General features: G+C 68.2%; 14 protein-coding genes. All 14 read left to right on the top strand.

The window, feature by feature from the left end:
* Positions 1-20 precede the first annotated feature (20 nt).
* A complete protein-coding gene (locus tag C7416_RS01665) occupies positions 21-1,487 on the top strand; it encodes an aldehyde dehydrogenase family protein (protein ID WP_111516817.1) in 1,467 nt (488 codons plus the stop codon).
* 87 nt (positions 1,488-1,574) lie between these two features.
* Positions 1,575-3,305: a choline dehydrogenase gene (gene betA, locus C7416_RS01660; RefSeq protein ID WP_111516816.1), complete on the top strand. Its 1,731-nt coding sequence runs from the start codon at positions 1,575-1,577 to the stop codon at positions 3,303-3,305.
* A gap of 177 nt (positions 3,306-3,482) precedes the next feature.
* Complete coding sequence (locus tag C7416_RS01655; RefSeq protein WP_111516815.1) at positions 3,483-4,370, top strand: TorF family putative porin; 888 nt, start codon at positions 3,483-3,485, stop codon at positions 4,368-4,370.
* A 48-nt stretch (positions 4,371-4,418) separates the two neighbouring features.
* On the top strand, positions 4,419-4,730 hold the full coding sequence (locus tag C7416_RS01650; protein ID WP_111516814.1) for a CBU_0592 family membrane protein: 312 nt from the start codon (positions 4,419-4,421) through the stop codon (positions 4,728-4,730).
* Positions 4,731-5,094: 364 nt separating this feature from the next.
* Positions 5,095-6,729: a trimethylamine N-oxide permease gene (locus C7416_RS01645; protein WP_373425137.1), complete on the top strand. Its 1,635-nt coding sequence runs from the start codon at positions 5,095-5,097 to the stop codon at positions 6,727-6,729.
* An 88-nt stretch (positions 6,730-6,817) separates the two neighbouring features.
* Positions 6,818-7,771 (top strand): PDR/VanB family oxidoreductase, encoded by a 954-nt coding sequence (locus C7416_RS01640; RefSeq protein ID WP_111516812.1) that lies wholly within the window; start codon positions 6,818-6,820, stop codon positions 7,769-7,771.
* Between the two features lie 101 nt (positions 7,772-7,872).
* Positions 7,873-8,337 (top strand): SRPBCC family protein, encoded by a 465-nt coding sequence (locus C7416_RS01635; protein ID WP_111516811.1) that lies wholly within the window; start codon positions 7,873-7,875, stop codon positions 8,335-8,337.
* A complete protein-coding gene (locus tag C7416_RS01630; RefSeq protein WP_111516810.1) occupies positions 8,318-8,677 on the top strand; it encodes an ArsR/SmtB family transcription factor in 360 nt (119 codons plus the stop codon). The genes C7416_RS01635 and C7416_RS01630 overlap by 20 nt, the downstream gene beginning before the upstream one ends.
* A gap of 91 nt (positions 8,678-8,768) precedes the next feature.
* Positions 8,769-9,983, top strand: a complete 1,215-nt coding sequence (locus C7416_RS01625) for an efflux RND transporter periplasmic adaptor subunit (protein WP_111516809.1) — start codon at positions 8,769-8,771, stop codon at positions 9,981-9,983.
* Between the two features lie 11 nt (positions 9,984-9,994).
* The gene (locus tag C7416_RS01620; RefSeq protein ID WP_026164489.1) at positions 9,995-10,687 is read left to right on the top strand and encodes an ABC transporter ATP-binding protein; all 693 of its coding nucleotides are present in this window, start codon (positions 9,995-9,997) and stop codon (positions 10,685-10,687) included.
* A 12-nt stretch (positions 10,688-10,699) separates the two neighbouring features.
* Positions 10,700-11,854 carry an ABC transporter permease gene (locus C7416_RS01615; protein WP_111516808.1) on the top strand — a complete coding sequence of 385 codons (1,155 nt, stop codon included), beginning with the start codon at positions 10,700-10,702 and terminating at the stop codon, positions 11,852-11,854.
* Between the two features lie 15 nt (positions 11,855-11,869).
* Positions 11,870-13,036 (top strand): ABC transporter permease, encoded by a 1,167-nt coding sequence (locus C7416_RS01610; RefSeq protein WP_111516807.1) that lies wholly within the window; start codon positions 11,870-11,872, stop codon positions 13,034-13,036.
* Positions 13,037-13,127: 91 nt separating this feature from the next.
* Complete coding sequence (gene gltS / locus C7416_RS01605; protein ID WP_111516806.1) at positions 13,128-14,318, top strand: sodium/glutamate symporter; 1,191 nt, start codon at positions 13,128-13,130, stop codon at positions 14,316-14,318.
* Between the two features lies 1 nt (position 14,319).
* Entirely contained in the window at positions 14,320-15,882 is a 1,563-nt protein-coding gene (locus tag C7416_RS01600) for a TAXI family TRAP transporter solute-binding subunit (RefSeq protein ID WP_373425015.1), read from the top strand.
* The last annotated feature ends 11 nt before the right edge of the window (positions 15,883-15,893 follow it).

The following is a 15,893-nucleotide window of genomic DNA, read 5'->3' as shown; positions in this document are numbered from 1 at the left end:
GATCAACCGGAACCGCAGCAATGATCCAGACCCAGCTTTACATCGACGGCCAGTGGCAGTCGCCCATCGACCAAGGCACGCGCGCCATCGTCAGCCCGGCCGACGAATCGGTGATTGCCCAGGCCGCCGAAGCCACCCGCGCCGATGCGCGCCTGGCGATTGCAGCCGCGCGCCGCGCCTTTGACGGCCCGTGGCGCCAGACCACGATCCGCGACCGGGCCAGGCTGCTGAACAAGATCGCCGAACTGATCGACCGCGATGCCGAAAAGCTCGCCCACCTCGAATCGCTCAACACCGGCAAGACGCTGACCGAGAGCCGCACCGACATGGGCGATATCGCCGCCACCTTCCGCTACTTTGCCGGACTGGTGGCATCGGAATCGGGCGCCGTCAACGAGGCGCCGCACCACGTCATCAGCCGCACGCTGCGCGAGCCGGTCGGCGTGTGCGGCCTGATCACGCCGTGGAACTACCCGCTGCTGCAGGCCGCATGGAAGATCGCGCCCGCGCTGGGCGCCGGCAACACCGTGGTGATCAAGCCCAGCAACCTGACGCCGCTGACCACGCATCATTTCACTCAGCTGGTCGCCGAGCTGGACTTGCCGCCGGGCGTGTTCAACCTCGTGACCGGCGGCGCCGAAGTGGGCGCGGAACTGGCCGAAAGCCTCGACGTGGACCTGGTGTCCTTCACCGGCGGCGCCTTTGCCGGCGAAAGCATCATGAAGGCCGCCACCGGCAACTTCAAGCGCATCGGCCTGGAGCTGGGCGGCAAGAATCCGAATATCGTCTTTGCCGATGCCGACCTCGATGCCGCGGTCGACTACGCGCTCAACGCCGCGTTCTTCCATGCCGGCCAGGTCTGCTCCGCGGGTTCGCGGCTGATGGTCGAGGACAGCATCTATGATGCATTCATCGGCCGGCTGGCCGAACGCCTGCCGCGCATCGTGATCGGCAACGGCTTCCATGGCGAAACCCAGATGGGCCCGGTGCAGTCGGCGCAACAGCACGAGAAGATCCTGGGCATGGTGCAGGCCGGCATCGCCGAGGGCGCGCGCCTCGTCCACGGCGGCAAGCGGCCGGCCGGCGACGTGTACAAGCAGGGCTACTGGCTGGAACCGACGCTGCTGGCCGACGTGACGGCAGACATGAAGATTGCGAAGGAGGAGATTTTCGGGCCCGTGATCACCGCCGAGCGCTTCCGCTCCGAGGAAGAAGCGCTGCGTGCCGCCAACGACACGCCGTATGGCCTGGCCGCCGCGGTCTGGACCCGCGACCTGGACAAGGCCAACCGCATGTCGCGCGCGCTGCGCTTCGGCACGGTATGGGTCAACGACTACCACCCGTACTTCCCGGAAGCGCCGTGGGGCGGCTACAAGGCGAGCGGCATCGGCCGCGAGCTGGCACGCATCGGCCTGGACGAGTACACCGAGCTCAAGCACAGCTATATCAACCTCGCCCCCAAGGCGATGGGCTGGTTCGGCGCCTGAGCGCAGCCGACTTCGCAATCGCGTGCGCGGCGGAGCCGTCCCCATGGGCCGCCACGCACGGCGTCACGCAAACAAGGAGATTGCACCATGCAGGCAATCCATGAGTACGACTACATCATCGTCGGCGCGGGCTCGGCCGGCTGCGTGCTGGCGGCGCGGCTGAGCGAGGACGCCGGTGTCTCGGTGCTGCTGCTGGAGGCAGGCGGCCCCGACTGGCGCCTGGACTGGCGCACGCAGATGCCGGCGGCGCTGGCGTATCCGCTGCAGGGCACCACCTACAACTGGGCCTATGTCACCGAGCCCGAGCCGCACATGAACAACCGCCGCATGACGCAGGGACGCGGCAAGGGCCTGGGCGGGTCGTCGCTGATCAACGGCATGTGCTATATCCGCGGCAATGCGATGGACTATGACGGCTGGGCGGAAACCCGGTCGCTGGAGAACTGGAGCTACGCCGACTGCCTGCCCTACTTCCGCAAGGCCGAGACCTACGACAAGGGCGCCAACGACTACCACGGCGGCAACGGACCGCTGCACGTGACCACGCCCAAGGCCGGCATCAGCCCGCTGTTCGATGCCTTTATCCAGGCCGGCGAGCAGGCCGGCTACGGCCGCACCGATGACCTCAACGGCTTCCGGCAGGAAGGCTTCGGCCCGATGGACCGCACCACCACCGCCGGCGGGCGCCGCTGCAGCACCTCGCTGGCCTACCTCGACCAGGCCCGCGAACGTCCCAACCTGACCGTGCATACGCGTGCGCTGGCCGACCGCATCCTGTTCGCCGGACAACGCGCCATCGGCGTGTCGTACCTGCAGGGCGACCACGTGCGCGAGGCCCGCGCGCGCCGGGAGGTGATCGTCAGCAATGGCGCGATCGCGTCGCCGCAGCTGCTGCTGCGCTCGGGCGTGGGCAATGCCGACGAGCTGCGCGCGTTCGGCATCGATACGGTAGTCGACCTGAAAGGTGTCGGCGAGAACCTGCAGGACCACCTGGAGATGTACCTGCAGTACGAATGCACCAAGCCGGTCTCGCTGTACCCGGCGCTGCAGTGGTGGAACAAGCCGGCGATCGGCATCGAGTGGTACCTGCGCGGCACCGGCACGGCCGCGTCCAACCACTTCGAGGCCGGCGGCTTTATCCGCAGCAGCGACGAGTTCGCCTGGCCCAACCTGCAGTACCACTTCATCCCGCTGGCGATGAACTACGACGGCAGCAACCCGGTGAAGTCGCACGGCTTCCAGTGCCACGTGGGCTCGATGCGCTCGCCCAGCACCGGCTTCGTCAAGCTGGCCAGCCGCGATCCGCGCGTCAAGCCGCGCTTGCTGTTCAACTACATGGCGCACGACGTCGACTGGCGCGAGTTCCGCGCCGCGGTGCGGCTGACGCGCGAGATCATCGGCCAGCAGGCGATGGACCAGTTCCGCGGCCGCGAGATCAAGCCCGGCATGATGGTGCAGAGCGATGCCGAGATCGACGCCTTCGTGCGCGAGCATGCCGAGACCGCGCTGCATCCGTCCTGCACCTGCAAGATGGGCGACGCCTCCGACCCGATGGCGGTGGTCGACACCCACGGCCGCGTGCACGGGCTGTCGGGCCTGCGCGTGGTCGACGCGTCGATCATGCCGAAGATCGTCACCGGCAACCTGAACGCGCCCACCATCATGATGGCCGAGAAGCTCGCCGACGTGATCCGTGGCCGCGCGCCACTGCAGCGTTCGACGGCGCCTTACTACAAGGCCGCACCCGCGCGCATGCAGACGGTGGCGGAACGCGCGCAACCGCCTGCCGCGCGCATGCCCCTGCCGATGCCTGCCTGACCCCAGCGGCGCGGCGCCCGGGCCTTCGGCCCGAACCCTGACTGCGGCACCTGTGCTGCCGGGACCGGCGTCCCGGCGGGCAGCGTGCGCCCGGTCGGACGCGTCGCGCCTCCACCACCACCAAAGCCGGCAACCCAACACACAAACCCAGACCGGCTGCACGGAGGAGACACAACCATGCTGCGCAAACCCTTTGCCGCCAGACCAACGCTGTCCTGCGCCCTGCCCCTGCTGTTGTGCCAGGCGCTGCCGGCGCTGGCGCAGGCCGGCGGCGACACCACGCTGGCGGTCGCGCCGGTGCCGCAGGTCACCGCCACCGTTCCGCCTGCGGAGACCACCGCGGCAACTTCGCCCTGGAGCGCCAACATGACGCTGACGTCCCAGTACGTGTCGCGCGGTTTCCGCCAGACCTGGGGCAAGCCCGCGGTGCAGGGCGGCATCGACTACAGCCACCCCAGCGGCTTTTCCGCCGGCACCTGGATGTCGAGCATCAGCGACAAGTTCATCGAGGGCGGCACGGTCGAATGGGATCTGTACGCCGGCTATACCGGCAGCGTCGGCGACTTCGTCTACGCCGGGCAGGTCTATTACTACCTCTACCCGGGTGCGAAGCTGCAATACGCGCAGACCAAATACAACTACGGCGAGGCAGTCGCGTCGCTGACGTGGAAGTGGTTCAACGTCAAGTACTGGCTGACGTATACCCCCGACTACTTCGGCTACAACAGCGCCTCGCTGCTGTCCGGCAACAACCTGCACAGCCGCGGCTCCGGCTACCTGGACATCAACGGCACCTTCGACCTGGGCCACGGCGTCACGCTGCTGCTGCACTACGGCCAGGAGCGCGTGCGCAACTTTGCCGCCTACAACTTCCGCGACGTGCGCGTGGCGCTGTCCAAGGCCTTCGAGGGTGGCTGGACCGTGACCGGAGCCTATACGCGCGGCTGGGGCCGCACCGACGTCTACGACAAATACACCACCGGGGCGCTGGACTCCTCCGGCAACCCGTCCGTTTCCAATCCGCTGAAAAGCACGTTCCTGGTCTCGCTGACCAAGACTTTCTGACGGCGTTTATCCACCGCTGTACCACTGCCTTACGAAGCACACACCACCATGGCCTCCCTGGGTCTTACCGACGCAACCGGACTTGTCGGCGTTGCCGCCTACGTTGCCGCGCACTTTGCCGTGCAGGTCCTGCACAAATCCCCGACCGGCAGGCTGGCCGTCGTCCTCAACGTGATCGGGCCGAGCTGCATCCTGATCTCGCTGGCGGGCGCGTTCAACCTGGCGTCGTTCCTGACCCAGTGCTTCTGGCTGGCGCTGACGCTGCTGGGCTGGTGGCGCAACCGTCGGCGGGGCCACAGCGGGCGGGCGGTGGCGGAAACGCTGGGCGCGCCGCGTCCCGGCCAGCCCGTGCAGCAATAGCCAGGTGGTGGCCAGGACGCCTGGCAACGGCGATACAAAACTTCCGTTGCCTTGCCTCACCGACCTTCCTATACTCACCGAAACACCATAGGTTATCTAATTAACTTCTGGTGAATCAAAAGAACGGGAAACGCCGGGCACCCTGGGAAACGGGTGTCTGGCAACCCCGGGATGACAACAGGAGACAACCATGACGAAGCCGCCCAAAATCGCCGCCACACATTCCCGACCGTCGTAACCCGGCAGGCAGTACCGCAACGTACCCACCCAGACCGCAGACGGCAGACCGTGACGGAGCCTCGCTCCTGCAACACGCAACACGGCAACCGGGAAGCAAGGAGACATCGTGTATTCACAAAAAGACGTGCTGTCGCTCGGCGCGCAGGCGCCGCTCGCCCCTGCGCAGCAGCAGCAAACCCAGCAACAAGCCCCATCGCATGAACTGCAGCGCACCCTGACCTGGAAGGATGCCTTCTGGGTTACCAGCGGCGTGCCCGCGGGCGTGCTCTTCACCATCGGCGGCGTGTCCGCCACCATCGGCAACCCGGCCTGGGTGATCTGGATCCTGGCCATCCTGGTCGGCTTTGCCCAGTGCTTCGTCTACGCCGAGATCTCGGGCCTGTACCCGCACAAATCGGGCGGCGCGTCGGTGTACGGCGCGATGGGCTGGGTCCGCTACAGCAAGTTCGTCGCACCGGTCTCGGTCTGGTGCAACTGGGTGGCGTGGTCGCCGATGCTGGCGCTCGGCACCAGCCTGGCGGCCGGCTACATGCTCAGCGCGCTGTTCCCGGCCGATTCCGTCATCAACACCTGGCAGCTGACGCTGGTGGACCTGGGCTTCGTCAGCAAGGGCCTGACGCTGCGGGTGAATTCCACCTTCCTGCTCGCCACCGCGTTCCTGCTGATCACCTTCAAGCTGCAGCACAGCGGCGCTTCCGCGGCGGCGACCACGCAGCGCATCCTGGGCATCGCCTCACTGACGCCGCTGGTGGTGATCGCGCTGGTGCCGCTGTTCACCGGCGACATGCCTTCGACCAGCTTCTTCCCGCTGCTGCCGCTGACGCATGACGCCTCAGGCGCCGCGGTGCTGGGCGGCTGGAACGCCGCGGGCATCAGCACGGCGATGGGCGCGATGTTCCTGGCGTGCTGGTCGACCTTCGGCTTCGAGACCGCGGTGTGCTACACGCGCGAGTTCAAGGACCCGCAGAAGGACACCTTCAAGGCGATCTTCTGGTCCGGCGTGCTGTGCCTGTTCATGTTCATCGCGGTGCCGATCGCCTTCCAGGGCTCGCTCGGGCTGCAGGGCATGCTGGCGCCGGACATCGTCGACGGCTCCGGCGTGGGCGCGGCCATGGCCAGGTTCGTCGGCGGCGGCGCGGTGGTATTCAACGTGATCGTGGTGATGCTGGTGCTGGCGATCCTGCTGATCGTGATGACCTCGATGATGGGTTCGTCGCGCACGCTGTACCAGGCCTCGGTCGACGGCTGGCTGCCGCGCTACCTGTCGCACGTGAACGAGCACGGCTCGCCCACCCGCGCGATGTGGACGGACCTGCTGTTCAACCTGTTCCTGCTGCTGATGTCGAACTACATGGCAGTGTTGTCAATCTCCAACGTCTGCTACATGATCTTCGTGTTCCTGAACCTGCAGTCGGGCTGGATCCACCGCATGGACCGCCCCGACTGGCCGCGGCCGTACAAGTGCAAGAACTGGCTGCTGGCGCTGGGCGCGTTCCTGGGCTTCTTCGACCTGGCCTTCGTCGGCGCCGGCGCCAACTTCCAGGGCGAACACACGCTGCGCAACGGCCTGATCGCCGCGCTGCTGATCGTGCCGGTGTTCATCTACCGCCATTACATCCAGGACAAGGGCCGCTTCCCCGAGTCGATGCGCCGCGACATGGAACTGCCCAACGCGCGCGCCGGCGTGCTGCCCTATGTGGCGCTGGTCGTCGGCGGGCTGGTGGTGTGGATTGCCGCCAGGCTGACGGTCATTACCTGATGGCCCGGGCGGGCCGGCGCGACGCCGGTCCGCCTTCCCTCCCGCATTTCTCGCGTCTCTAGCAATCCCTGAATTCCGAGGTACCGCCATGACTGACACGCTCCGCGTGCGCGTCGGCCGCGTCGAGCCGCTGGCCGCCGGCATCAAGCGCTTCACCCTGCAACCCTGCGACGGCGCCGCGCTGCCCGCCTTCGACAGCGGCAGCCACGTCGTCGTCCACATGGACGGCGGCCGGCTGCGCAACGCCTACTCGCTGACCAGCACGCTGGACGAGCCCCGCCACTACCAGATCGCCGTGCGCCTGGAAGAAGCCTCGCGCGGCGGCTCGCGCTTCATGCACGAACAGGTGCGCGAAGGCGACGAACTGCACATCGGCGCGCCCGGGAACCTGTTCGGTCTGGACCACGGCGCCGGCCGCCACCTGCTGATCGCCGGCGGCATCGGCATCACGCCGTTCATGACGCATATCCAGGCGCTGGCCGCGCGCGGCGCCGCGTTCGAGCTGCATTACTGCTTCCGCAACACGCAGTCCGCCGCCTTCCTCGACGTGCTGCCGGCCACGCTGCAGCCCGGCCAGCTACACCTGTATGAAAGCGACCACGGCACCCTGCTCGACATCCCCGCGCTGATCGCCGCACAGCCTGCCGACACCCACGTCTACGTATGCGGCCCGGCCCTGCTCAACGATGCCGTGGTCAACGCCGCGCGCGCCGCCGGCTGGGATGCCGCGCGCATCCACTTCGAGCAGTTCCGCAACGAAGTCGACGCCACCGGCGGCGCCTTCGAGGCCGTGCTGCACAAGAGCGGCATGACGCTGCAGGTCGGCGCCGACGAATCGCTGCTGCGCGCGATCGAGAAAGCCGGGATCAAGGTGGACTGCATGTGCCGCGAGGGCATCTGCGGCTCGTGCGAGACCGCCATCGTCGAGGGCGAGGCCGACCATCGCGACCAGTACCTGTCCGACGCCGAGAAGGCGGCGCAGAAAACCATGATGCTGTGCGTGTCGCGCTGCAGTGGGCAGCGGCTGGTGCTGGATCTGTGAGGGAATGGCAGAACTGCAACCTTTTGGTTGCATTTCACGGGCGGAGCTCCTACGATGCAACCATCGCGTTGCATGTTGATACCTGAACCAGGAGACCGCCCATGCCTTCCGACACCGACCGCATCGAACGCAGCATCCTGATCGAAGCCCCGGTCGCGCGCGTCTGGCACGCGCTGACCGATGCCGATACCTTCGGCAGCTGGTTCGGCGTCCGCTTCGACGGCGCCAGCTTCGCCCCGGGCGCACGCGTGGTGGGCAGCATCACCTATCCGGGTTACGAATACCTGAAATTCGACGTCCACGTCGAACGCATGGAGCCGGAACGGCTGCTGTCGTGGCGCTGGCATCCGGCGCCGCTGGAGCGCGGGCGCGATTACTCGGACGAGCCGGCCACGCTGGTGGAATTCACGCTGCGCGAAGTGGAAGGCGGGACCATGCTGACCGTGGTCGAGTCCGGCTTTGACCGGATCCCACCCGAACGCCGCCAGGAAGCCTTCCGCATCAACAGCGGCGGCTGGGACGAGCAGGTCAACAATATCCGCCAGCATGTTGCCGGCACTGCCTGATACGCTGCCGGACGCGCCGGAGCTGCGGCAGTCCGCCGCGGTCTTTGCCGCGCTCGGCGACGAAACCCGGCTGCGGCTGGTGGCGGCGCTGTGCGCCGGCGGCGCGATGTCGATCGCGCAACTGACGGCGGGCAGCGCGATGACGCGGCAGGCGGTGACCAAGCACCTGCAGGTGCTGGCGCAGGCCGGGCTGGTGCACGACAGCCGCGCCGGTCGCGAGCGCCTGTGGCAGTTCGAGCCCGGCCAGCTCGATGCCGCGCGCCGGTCGCTGGAAGCGATCGGGCGGCAATGGGAGTTTGCGCTGGGCAAGCTGAAGCTGGCGGTGGAGGGCGAGCATTAGCTGCCGGTTTGCTCGCCTCGCAATCAACGAAAGCCTTCTCCATCACCGCTATACTGACAGCCCCGCCCATTCCGGAAAAAGGAAGCGCGCAGTGGCTGACCACGACCTGTCCAGGCTCAAGATCGACCGGCAAGCCGCCGCGGCCGGCGCGAGTATCCGCCCCCGGCGCCGGTGGCTGCGCTACGCCGTCATCGCGGTGGTGCTGCTGGCGCTGGCCGGCATTGCCCTCCGGCTGGCCGGCCCGCGGCCGGTGCAGACCGCCACCGTTACCTCCGCCTACCCCACGCAGAACTTCACGCTGCTGAACGCCACCGGCTATGTCGTGCCGCAGCGCAAGGCGGCGGTCGCGTCGAAGGCGCAGGGCCGGCTGGAATGGCTGGGCGTGCTCGAAGGCTCGCGCGTGAAGAAGGACGAGGTGATCGCGCGGCTGGAAAGCAAGGACGTGGCCGCATCGTTCGCGCAGGCGCAGGCGCAGGTGCAGGTGGCGCAGGCCAACCTGGCGCTGCAGCAGGCCGAGCTGAAGGATGCCGAAGTGAACCTGCGCCGCTCCAAGGTGCTGATCGTGCCGAACGCGATCTCGCGCACCCAGTACGATGCCGACGTGGCGCGCTTCGACAAGGCGCGGGCATCGGTGAACAGCTCGCGCGCGTCGGTGGTGTCGGCGCAGGCCAATGCGCGCGCGGCCGAGGTCGCGGTCGAGCAGACCGTGGTGCGCGCGCCGTTCGACGGCGTGGTGCTGGTCAAGCATGCCAACGTGGGCGACAACATCACGCCCTTCTCGGCCGCGGCCGACACCAAGGGTGCGATCGTCACCATCGCCGACATGGAAACGCTGGAAGTCGAAGCCGATGTCGCCGAATCGAATATCGCCCGCATCCGCGTCGACCAGCCCTGCGAGCTGCTGCTCGACGCCCTGCCCGGCCTGCGCCTGGCCGGGCAGGTCGCGCGCATCGTGCCGACGGTGGACCGCTCCAAGGCCACGGTGCTGGTCAAGGTGCGCTTTGTCGACCGCGATGCGCGCGTGCTGCCGGACATGAGCGCCAAGATCGCCTTCCTGTCGCGCGCGGCCACCGCGCAGGATCGCCAGCCGGTGGTCGCGGTGCAGCCGGCCGCGATCGCCACGCGCGACGGCCGCCAGGTGGTCTACGTGGTCAGGGACGGCAAGGCGCACGAGATGACGGTCAGGACCGGCGACAAGCTGGGCGAGCTGGTGGCCGTGCAGGGCGTCAAGCCGGGCGACGTGGTGGTGCTGTCGCCCGGCGACCACATCGGCGACGGCAGCCGCGTAAGCACGGCCAAGCCATGAGCGAGGGCCGCATGCGCGCCGCGCCGCTGGTGCAGATCGACCACGTCGCCAAGTCGTACCGGCGCGGCGTGCAGACCGTGCCGGTGCTGACCGATATCTCGCTGGAGATCGGCGAAGGCGATTTCGTCGCGCTGATGGGCCCCTCCGGCTCGGGCAAGAGCACGCTGCTGAACCTGATTGCCGGCATCGACCGCCCCGACCGCGGCACGCTGCGCGTTGCCGGGCTGGACATCACGCAGCTGCCGGAAGCGGCGCTGGCCGACTGGCGCGCCGCCAATGTCGGCTTTATCTTCCAGTTCTACAACCTGATGCCGGTGCTGACCGCGTTCGAGAACGTCGAGCTGCCGCTGATGCTGACGCGCCTGCCGCGCGCGGAGCGGCGCGCGCGCGTGGAACTGGTGCTGGACATGGTCAACCTGGCCGACCGCATGAGCCACTATCCGTCCGAGCTTTCGGGCGGCCAGCAGCAGCGCGTGGCGATCGCGCGCGCGCTGATTACCGACCCCGCGCTGATCGTCGCCGACGAGCCCACCGGCGACCTCGACCGCACCTCGGCGGCCGAGATCCTGGCGATGATGCAGCGGCTCAACGCCGATGCCGGCAAGACCATCATCATGGTCACGCACGACGCGCACGCCGCCGCCGCGGCCGGCTCGCTGGTGCACCTGGAAAAGGGGGAGCTGATCCGTGGCGAGCCGGCATAGCCTCGATTCACCATGTACGCGCTCAAGCTGATCGCCCGCAATGCGCTGCGGCACAAGCTGCGCACCACGCTGACGGTGTTCGGGCTGGTGATTGCGGTGCTGGCGTTCGGGCTGCTGCAGACCGTGATCGATGCCTGGTATGCCGGCGCCTCGGCCGCCTCCAGCGCGCGGCTGGTCACGCGCAATGCGATCTCGCTGGTGTTTCCGCTGCCGCTCAGCTACGAAAGCCGCATCAAGGGCATCGACGGCGTGACCATGGTGGCGCGCTCCAACTGGTTCGGCGGGGTCTATCGCGATCCGAAGAATTTCTTTGCGCAGTTCGCGGTCTCCGACAACTACCTCGACCTTTATCCCGAATTCATCGTGCCGGACGCGCAACGCGCCGACTACCAGCGCGACCGCAAGGGCGCGCTGGTGGGACGCCAGCTCGCCGACCAGTTCGGCTTCAAGGTCGGCGACGTGATCCCCATCAAGGGCACCATCTACCCGGGCACCTGGGAATTCGTGGTGCGCGGCATCATGGACGGGCGCGACGAGAGCACCATCACGCGCCAGATGGTGTTCCACTGGGAATACCTGAACGAGACCGTGCGCAAGCGCACCCCGCGCCAGGCCGACCAGGTCGGTGTCTATATATTGGGCGTCGGCAATCCCGACAACACCGCGGCGATCTCGCGCCAGGTCGACGGCGTGTTCCGCAATTCGCTGGCCGAAACCCTGACCGAAACCGAGCAGGCCTTCCAGCTGGGCTTTGTCGCGATGTCGAACCAGATCATCGCGGCCATCCGCGTAGTGTCGTACGTGGTGATCGTGATCATCATGGCGGTGATGGCCAACGCCATGGCGATGAGCGCGCGCGAGCGCACCGTGGAATACGCCACGCTCAAAGCGCTGGGCTTCGGCCCCGGTTTCCTGGCGCTGCTGGTGTTCGGCGAATCGCTGGCGCTGTGCGTGGCCGGCGGCGCGCTCGGCATGCTGGCCACGCCGCCGGTGGCCACTGCCTTCAAGCAGGCGGTGGGCGGCGTGTTCCCGGTGTTCACGGTATCGCCTCAAACCATGCAGTTGCAGGCGGCGTGCGCGCTGGCGGTGGGCATCTTTGCCGGCATCGTGCCGGCGCTGCAGGCGGCGCGCGTGCGCATCGTCGAGGGCCTGCGGGCCATCGGCTAGCGCGAGGGGACCGCCATGGCCATCCCGCTGACCTATATCGCACGCAACCTGTGGGCCCGTCGCCTGACCACCGCGCTGACCGCGGCCGGCCTGGCGCTGGTGGTGTTCGTCTTCGCCACCATGCTGATGCTCGACGCCGGGCTGAAGAAGACGCTGGTCACCACCGGAGAGCACGACAACGTGGTGGTGATCCGCAAGGGCGCCGAGACCGAGATCCAGAGCGCGGTCAACCGCGACCAGGCGAGCATCATCGAGATGCACCCGGCCGTGGCCATGAGCGGCGCCGGCCGGCCGCTCGCGTCGCGCGAGGCCGTGGTGCTGATCTCGCTGACCAAGGCCAGCACCGGCCAGCCGTCCAACGTGGTGATCCGCGGCATCTCGCCGGCGGGCATGGACCTGCGCCCGCAGGTGCGGCTGGTGGCCGGGCGCATGTTCCGGCCGGGCTCGTCCGAGATCATCGTCGGCAGCAGCATCGCCGGCGGCTTTGCCGGCGTGCAGATCGGCGAGCACCTGCGCTTTGCGCAACGCGACTGGACCGTGGTCGGCCACTTCGACGCCGGCGGCAGCGGGTTCGATTCCGAGATCTGGGGCGACGTCGACCAGCTGATGCAATCGTTCCGGCGCAATTCGTATTCGTCGATGGTGGTCAGGCTGGCCGATTCCGCGCTGTTCGAGCGCTTTCGCGCCGACCTCGACGTCGATCCGCGCCTTGCCGACGAGGCCAAGCGCGAGCAGGCCTTCTACAGCGACCAGTCCAAGGCGCTGTCGGGCTTTATCAATATCCTGGGCTTTACGCTGTCGACCATCTTCTCGATCGCGGCGATGATCGGCGCCATGATCACCATGTACGCCTCGGTGGCCAACCGCGTGGCCGAGATCGGCACGCTGCGGGCGCTCGGATTCCAGCGTGCCAGCGTGCTGGCCGCGTTCCTGGCCGAAGCGGCGCTGCTGGGCCTGGTCGGCGGTGCCGCGGGACTGGCATGCGCGGCGCTGATGCAGTTCGCGTCGTTCTCGACGACCAACTTCCAGACCTTCGCCGACCTGTCGTTCCGCTTTATCCTGACGCCGGCGATTGCGCTGCAGACGCTGGCGTTCTCGATGGCGATGGGGCTGGTAGGGGGCTTCCTGCCGGCGGTGCGGGCGGCGCGGATGAATATTGTGGAGGCGTTGCGGGCGCGTTGAGGCTACGCCTTCAGCCCATCCTTTCCTTGCCTTCTCCCCGGTGTCCGACTACAACCCGTAGTGATGCATGCTACGCGTCAGGACGCCCCCGATGAACCTTGACCTGCTGGCCTCATTGCTGACTGCCGTGGTGGTGCTGTTGATCGGTACGCTGGTCAACCGCAGCGTCGGCGTGCTGTCGCGCTACAACATCCCCGATCCCGTCACCGGTGGCCTGCTGTTCGCGATCATCGCGTCGACGGCGATGGCGGCGGTGAAGTTCCGCGTGGTGATCGATCCCGGCATGAAGCCGGTGCTGCTGCTGATGTTCTTCGGCGGCGTCGGCCTTTGCGCCGACCTGCGCATGCTCCGGCGCGGCGGCAAGGCGCTGGTGATCTTCCTGGTCATCCTGCTCCCTTATATCGTGGTGCAGAACGTGGTGGGCGTGGCCATGGCACGGGTGCTGGACCTGCATCCGATCTTCGGCCTGGTGAGCGGCTCCATCACGCTGGTCGGCGGGCATGGCACCGGCGCCGCCTATGCCGAGCGCTTTGCCGAGGTCAACAACCTGCAGGCGGTGATGGACCTGTCGATGACGGTCGCCACGGTCGGCCTTATCATCGGCGGCATCATCGGCGGACCGGTGGCGCAATACCTGATTTCGCGCTACCGGCTGCGCTCGACCGCGCGCGAGGCCGGCGACACCGAGGAGGAAGCGGCGGCGGTCTCACCCATCACCACGGTGGGCGCGCTGGCGTCGCTGGCCGGCATCCTGGCCGCGGTGATCGGCGGGCGCTGGATCGCCGCGCAGATGCCGACCGGCGCCATCACCATCCCGGGCTTTCTCTGGTGCATGATGCTCGGCATTGCCATCCGCAACCTGCTGCCCTTTGCCGGCATGCGCTTCGACGACCGCGCCACCGACCTGATCACCAATGTCTGCCTGTCGCTGTTCCTGGTGATGACGATGATGGCGCTGGACCTGGCCGACGTGGCGATGTCCGCCGGTCCGTTCCTGCTGATCATCGCGATGCAGGTGGTGTTCATCATCCTCTACGTGGTGCTGGTGTGCTTCCGCTTCATGGGGCGCGACTACGAGGCCGCCGTCACTTCGGCCGCGTTCATCGGCTTCAACATGGGCTCGACGGCCACCGCCATGGCCAATATGCGCGCCATCACTGCGCGCTACGGCCCGGCGCCGACCAGCTACCTGATCACGCCGCTGGCCGGCGCGTTCTTCGTCGACCTGATGAACGCGTTCGTGCTGACCATGATGCTGGCGCTGCCGCTGATCGGAGGCTGAGATGGGGGCCGAGATGCGGTGCCGCGCCTTGCTCACCCTGCTGTTCGCCGTGCTGGCCAGTGTCTGGCTGGCGGGATGCGGCGGCGGCCCGTCCGGCGACGGCATCCGCGCCGGCGTCGAAGAACGGCTGGCGCTGGCGCTGCCGCCTGGCACGGTGCAGGTGGTGGAGCTGCAGCGCCGCGGCTCGCAGGCCGACACCAAGGCCCCGGCCGGCGAGATCCGCCGCATCGTCTATTTCGACGCGCAACTGAAGCTGCTGCGCGACTATGACTTCGGCGCCTGGGATTCGCCCGGCGTGGCCGGCCTGGTGTCGGCGCTGGGCGCGGGTCCGCGCGGCATCACCGGCATTACCAGCGGCGGCAACAAGGCCGGCGACATCATCCGCGCCCACGGTACCGCGCTGTACCGACGCGACGGCGAGCGCTGGGTCGGTGTGCTGCCGGCCGGCTACCGCCCCGCCGAGGCCCCGGCCGTCGCCACCAATGCCCAGACCGGCCCGGCGGCGATTCTCGACGCGATGCGCAAGGTGATCGACTCGGTGCAGAAAGATGCCTCGCCGGCGCAGCGCGCGGTGATCGAGCAGGAGCTGACCACCGCGCACGCCAATATCCGCGCGCGGCTGGCGCGGGTCAACGAAGGCTATGCCATCGCCGCCGGTGCCGAGCACGGCCAGTACTTGCGCTTTGCGCAGGCGCTGGTGGCCGGCACGCGCGTGCGCGCAATCCCGCTGGTCACGCACGGCGGCGAAGAGAACCTGCGGCTGCTGCGCGCGGGCAAGGTCTCGGTGGCGCTGGCGCAGGGCGATGCCGCGCTGGATGCCTACGAGGGCAAGGACGCATTTGCCGAGGACGGGCCGCAGGCGTCGCTGCGCGCCATCGGCAGCCTCTATCCGGAACCGGTGCATGTGCTGGTGCGCGAAGGCGATCCGGCGCGCTCGGTGTCGGACCTGCGCGGCAAGCGCATCGCCGTGGGAGAGCGCGGCTCGGCCTCGCGCCACACCGCGCTGCGCGTGCTGGCCGCGCACGGGCTGGCGGACAAGGACTTCAAGGCCGAGGAAGTGGGCCTGGGCACCGGCCTGGTGGCGCTGCGCCAGAACCAGGTCGACGCCGTGATCCAGGTGATCGGCGTGCCCGCCGACAGCATCCGCGATGCGCTCGCCGAAATGCCGCTGCGGCTGCTGCCGCTCGACGAAAAGGCCATCGTCGCGCTGGTGGGCCGCAAGGCGGGCTATTTCCGCGCATCGATCGCGCCCGGCACCTATCCCGGCCTGAGCGCGCCGGTGCGCACCATCGCCACCGCGGCCGTGCTGGTGACCGGCCCGGACCTGTCCGACAACGAAGTGGCCGACCTGACGCGGCTGGTCTACCGCAACGGGCGCGATCTGGTCGCGCGCGGCAGCGCCCAGGGCGGACAGATATCGGTGGCCACGGCGCGCCAGGGCCTGATGATTCCGCAGCATCTGGCGGCGGCCAAGACGCTCGACGCCATGGGCCCGGCCGGCACCGCGCCGGGCTCCGCCAGGCCTGCCCGGCCGCCGGCAGCGTCCGGAACGCAGGTCAGATAGGGGATGCGGGG

The sequence above is a fragment of the Cupriavidus phytorum genome (assembly GCF_003254285.1).
GTDB classification, from domain to species: Bacteria; Pseudomonadota; Gammaproteobacteria; order Burkholderiales; family Burkholderiaceae; genus Cupriavidus; species Cupriavidus phytorum.
This window is presented reverse-complemented; position numbering and strand designations above follow the sequence as displayed.

Excerpts from the sequence above, each read along its gene's own strand:
- C7416_RS01600 (WP_373425015.1), top strand. The coding sequence starts at position 14,320 with ATGGGGGCCGAGATGCGGTGCCGCGCCTTGCTCACCCTGCTGTTCGCC.
- C7416_RS01630 (WP_111516810.1), top strand. The coding sequence starts at position 8,318 with ATGTTGCCGGCACTGCCTGATACGCTGCCGGACGCGCCGGAGCTGCGG.
- C7416_RS01665 (WP_111516817.1), top strand. The coding sequence starts at position 21 with ATGATCCAGACCCAGCTTTACATCGACGGCCAGTGGCAGTCGCCCATC.
- C7416_RS01640 (WP_111516812.1), top strand. The coding sequence starts at position 6,818 with ATGACTGACACGCTCCGCGTGCGCGTCGGCCGCGTCGAGCCGCTGGCC.
- C7416_RS01610 (WP_111516807.1), top strand. The coding sequence starts at position 11,870 with ATGGCCATCCCGCTGACCTATATCGCACGCAACCTGTGGGCCCGTCGC.
- gltS (WP_111516806.1), top strand. The coding sequence starts at position 13,128 with ATGAACCTTGACCTGCTGGCCTCATTGCTGACTGCCGTGGTGGTGCTG.
- C7416_RS01635 (WP_111516811.1), top strand. The coding sequence starts at position 7,873 with ATGCCTTCCGACACCGACCGCATCGAACGCAGCATCCTGATCGAAGCC.
- C7416_RS01655 (WP_111516815.1), top strand. The coding sequence starts at position 3,483 with ATGCTGCGCAAACCCTTTGCCGCCAGACCAACGCTGTCCTGCGCCCTG.
- C7416_RS01615 (WP_111516808.1), top strand. The coding sequence starts at position 10,700 with ATGTACGCGCTCAAGCTGATCGCCCGCAATGCGCTGCGGCACAAGCTG.
- betA (WP_111516816.1), top strand. The coding sequence starts at position 1,575 with ATGCAGGCAATCCATGAGTACGACTACATCATCGTCGGCGCGGGCTCG.
- C7416_RS01650 (WP_111516814.1), top strand. The coding sequence starts at position 4,419 with ATGGCCTCCCTGGGTCTTACCGACGCAACCGGACTTGTCGGCGTTGCC.
- C7416_RS01620 (WP_026164489.1), top strand. The coding sequence starts at position 9,995 with ATGCGCGCCGCGCCGCTGGTGCAGATCGACCACGTCGCCAAGTCGTAC.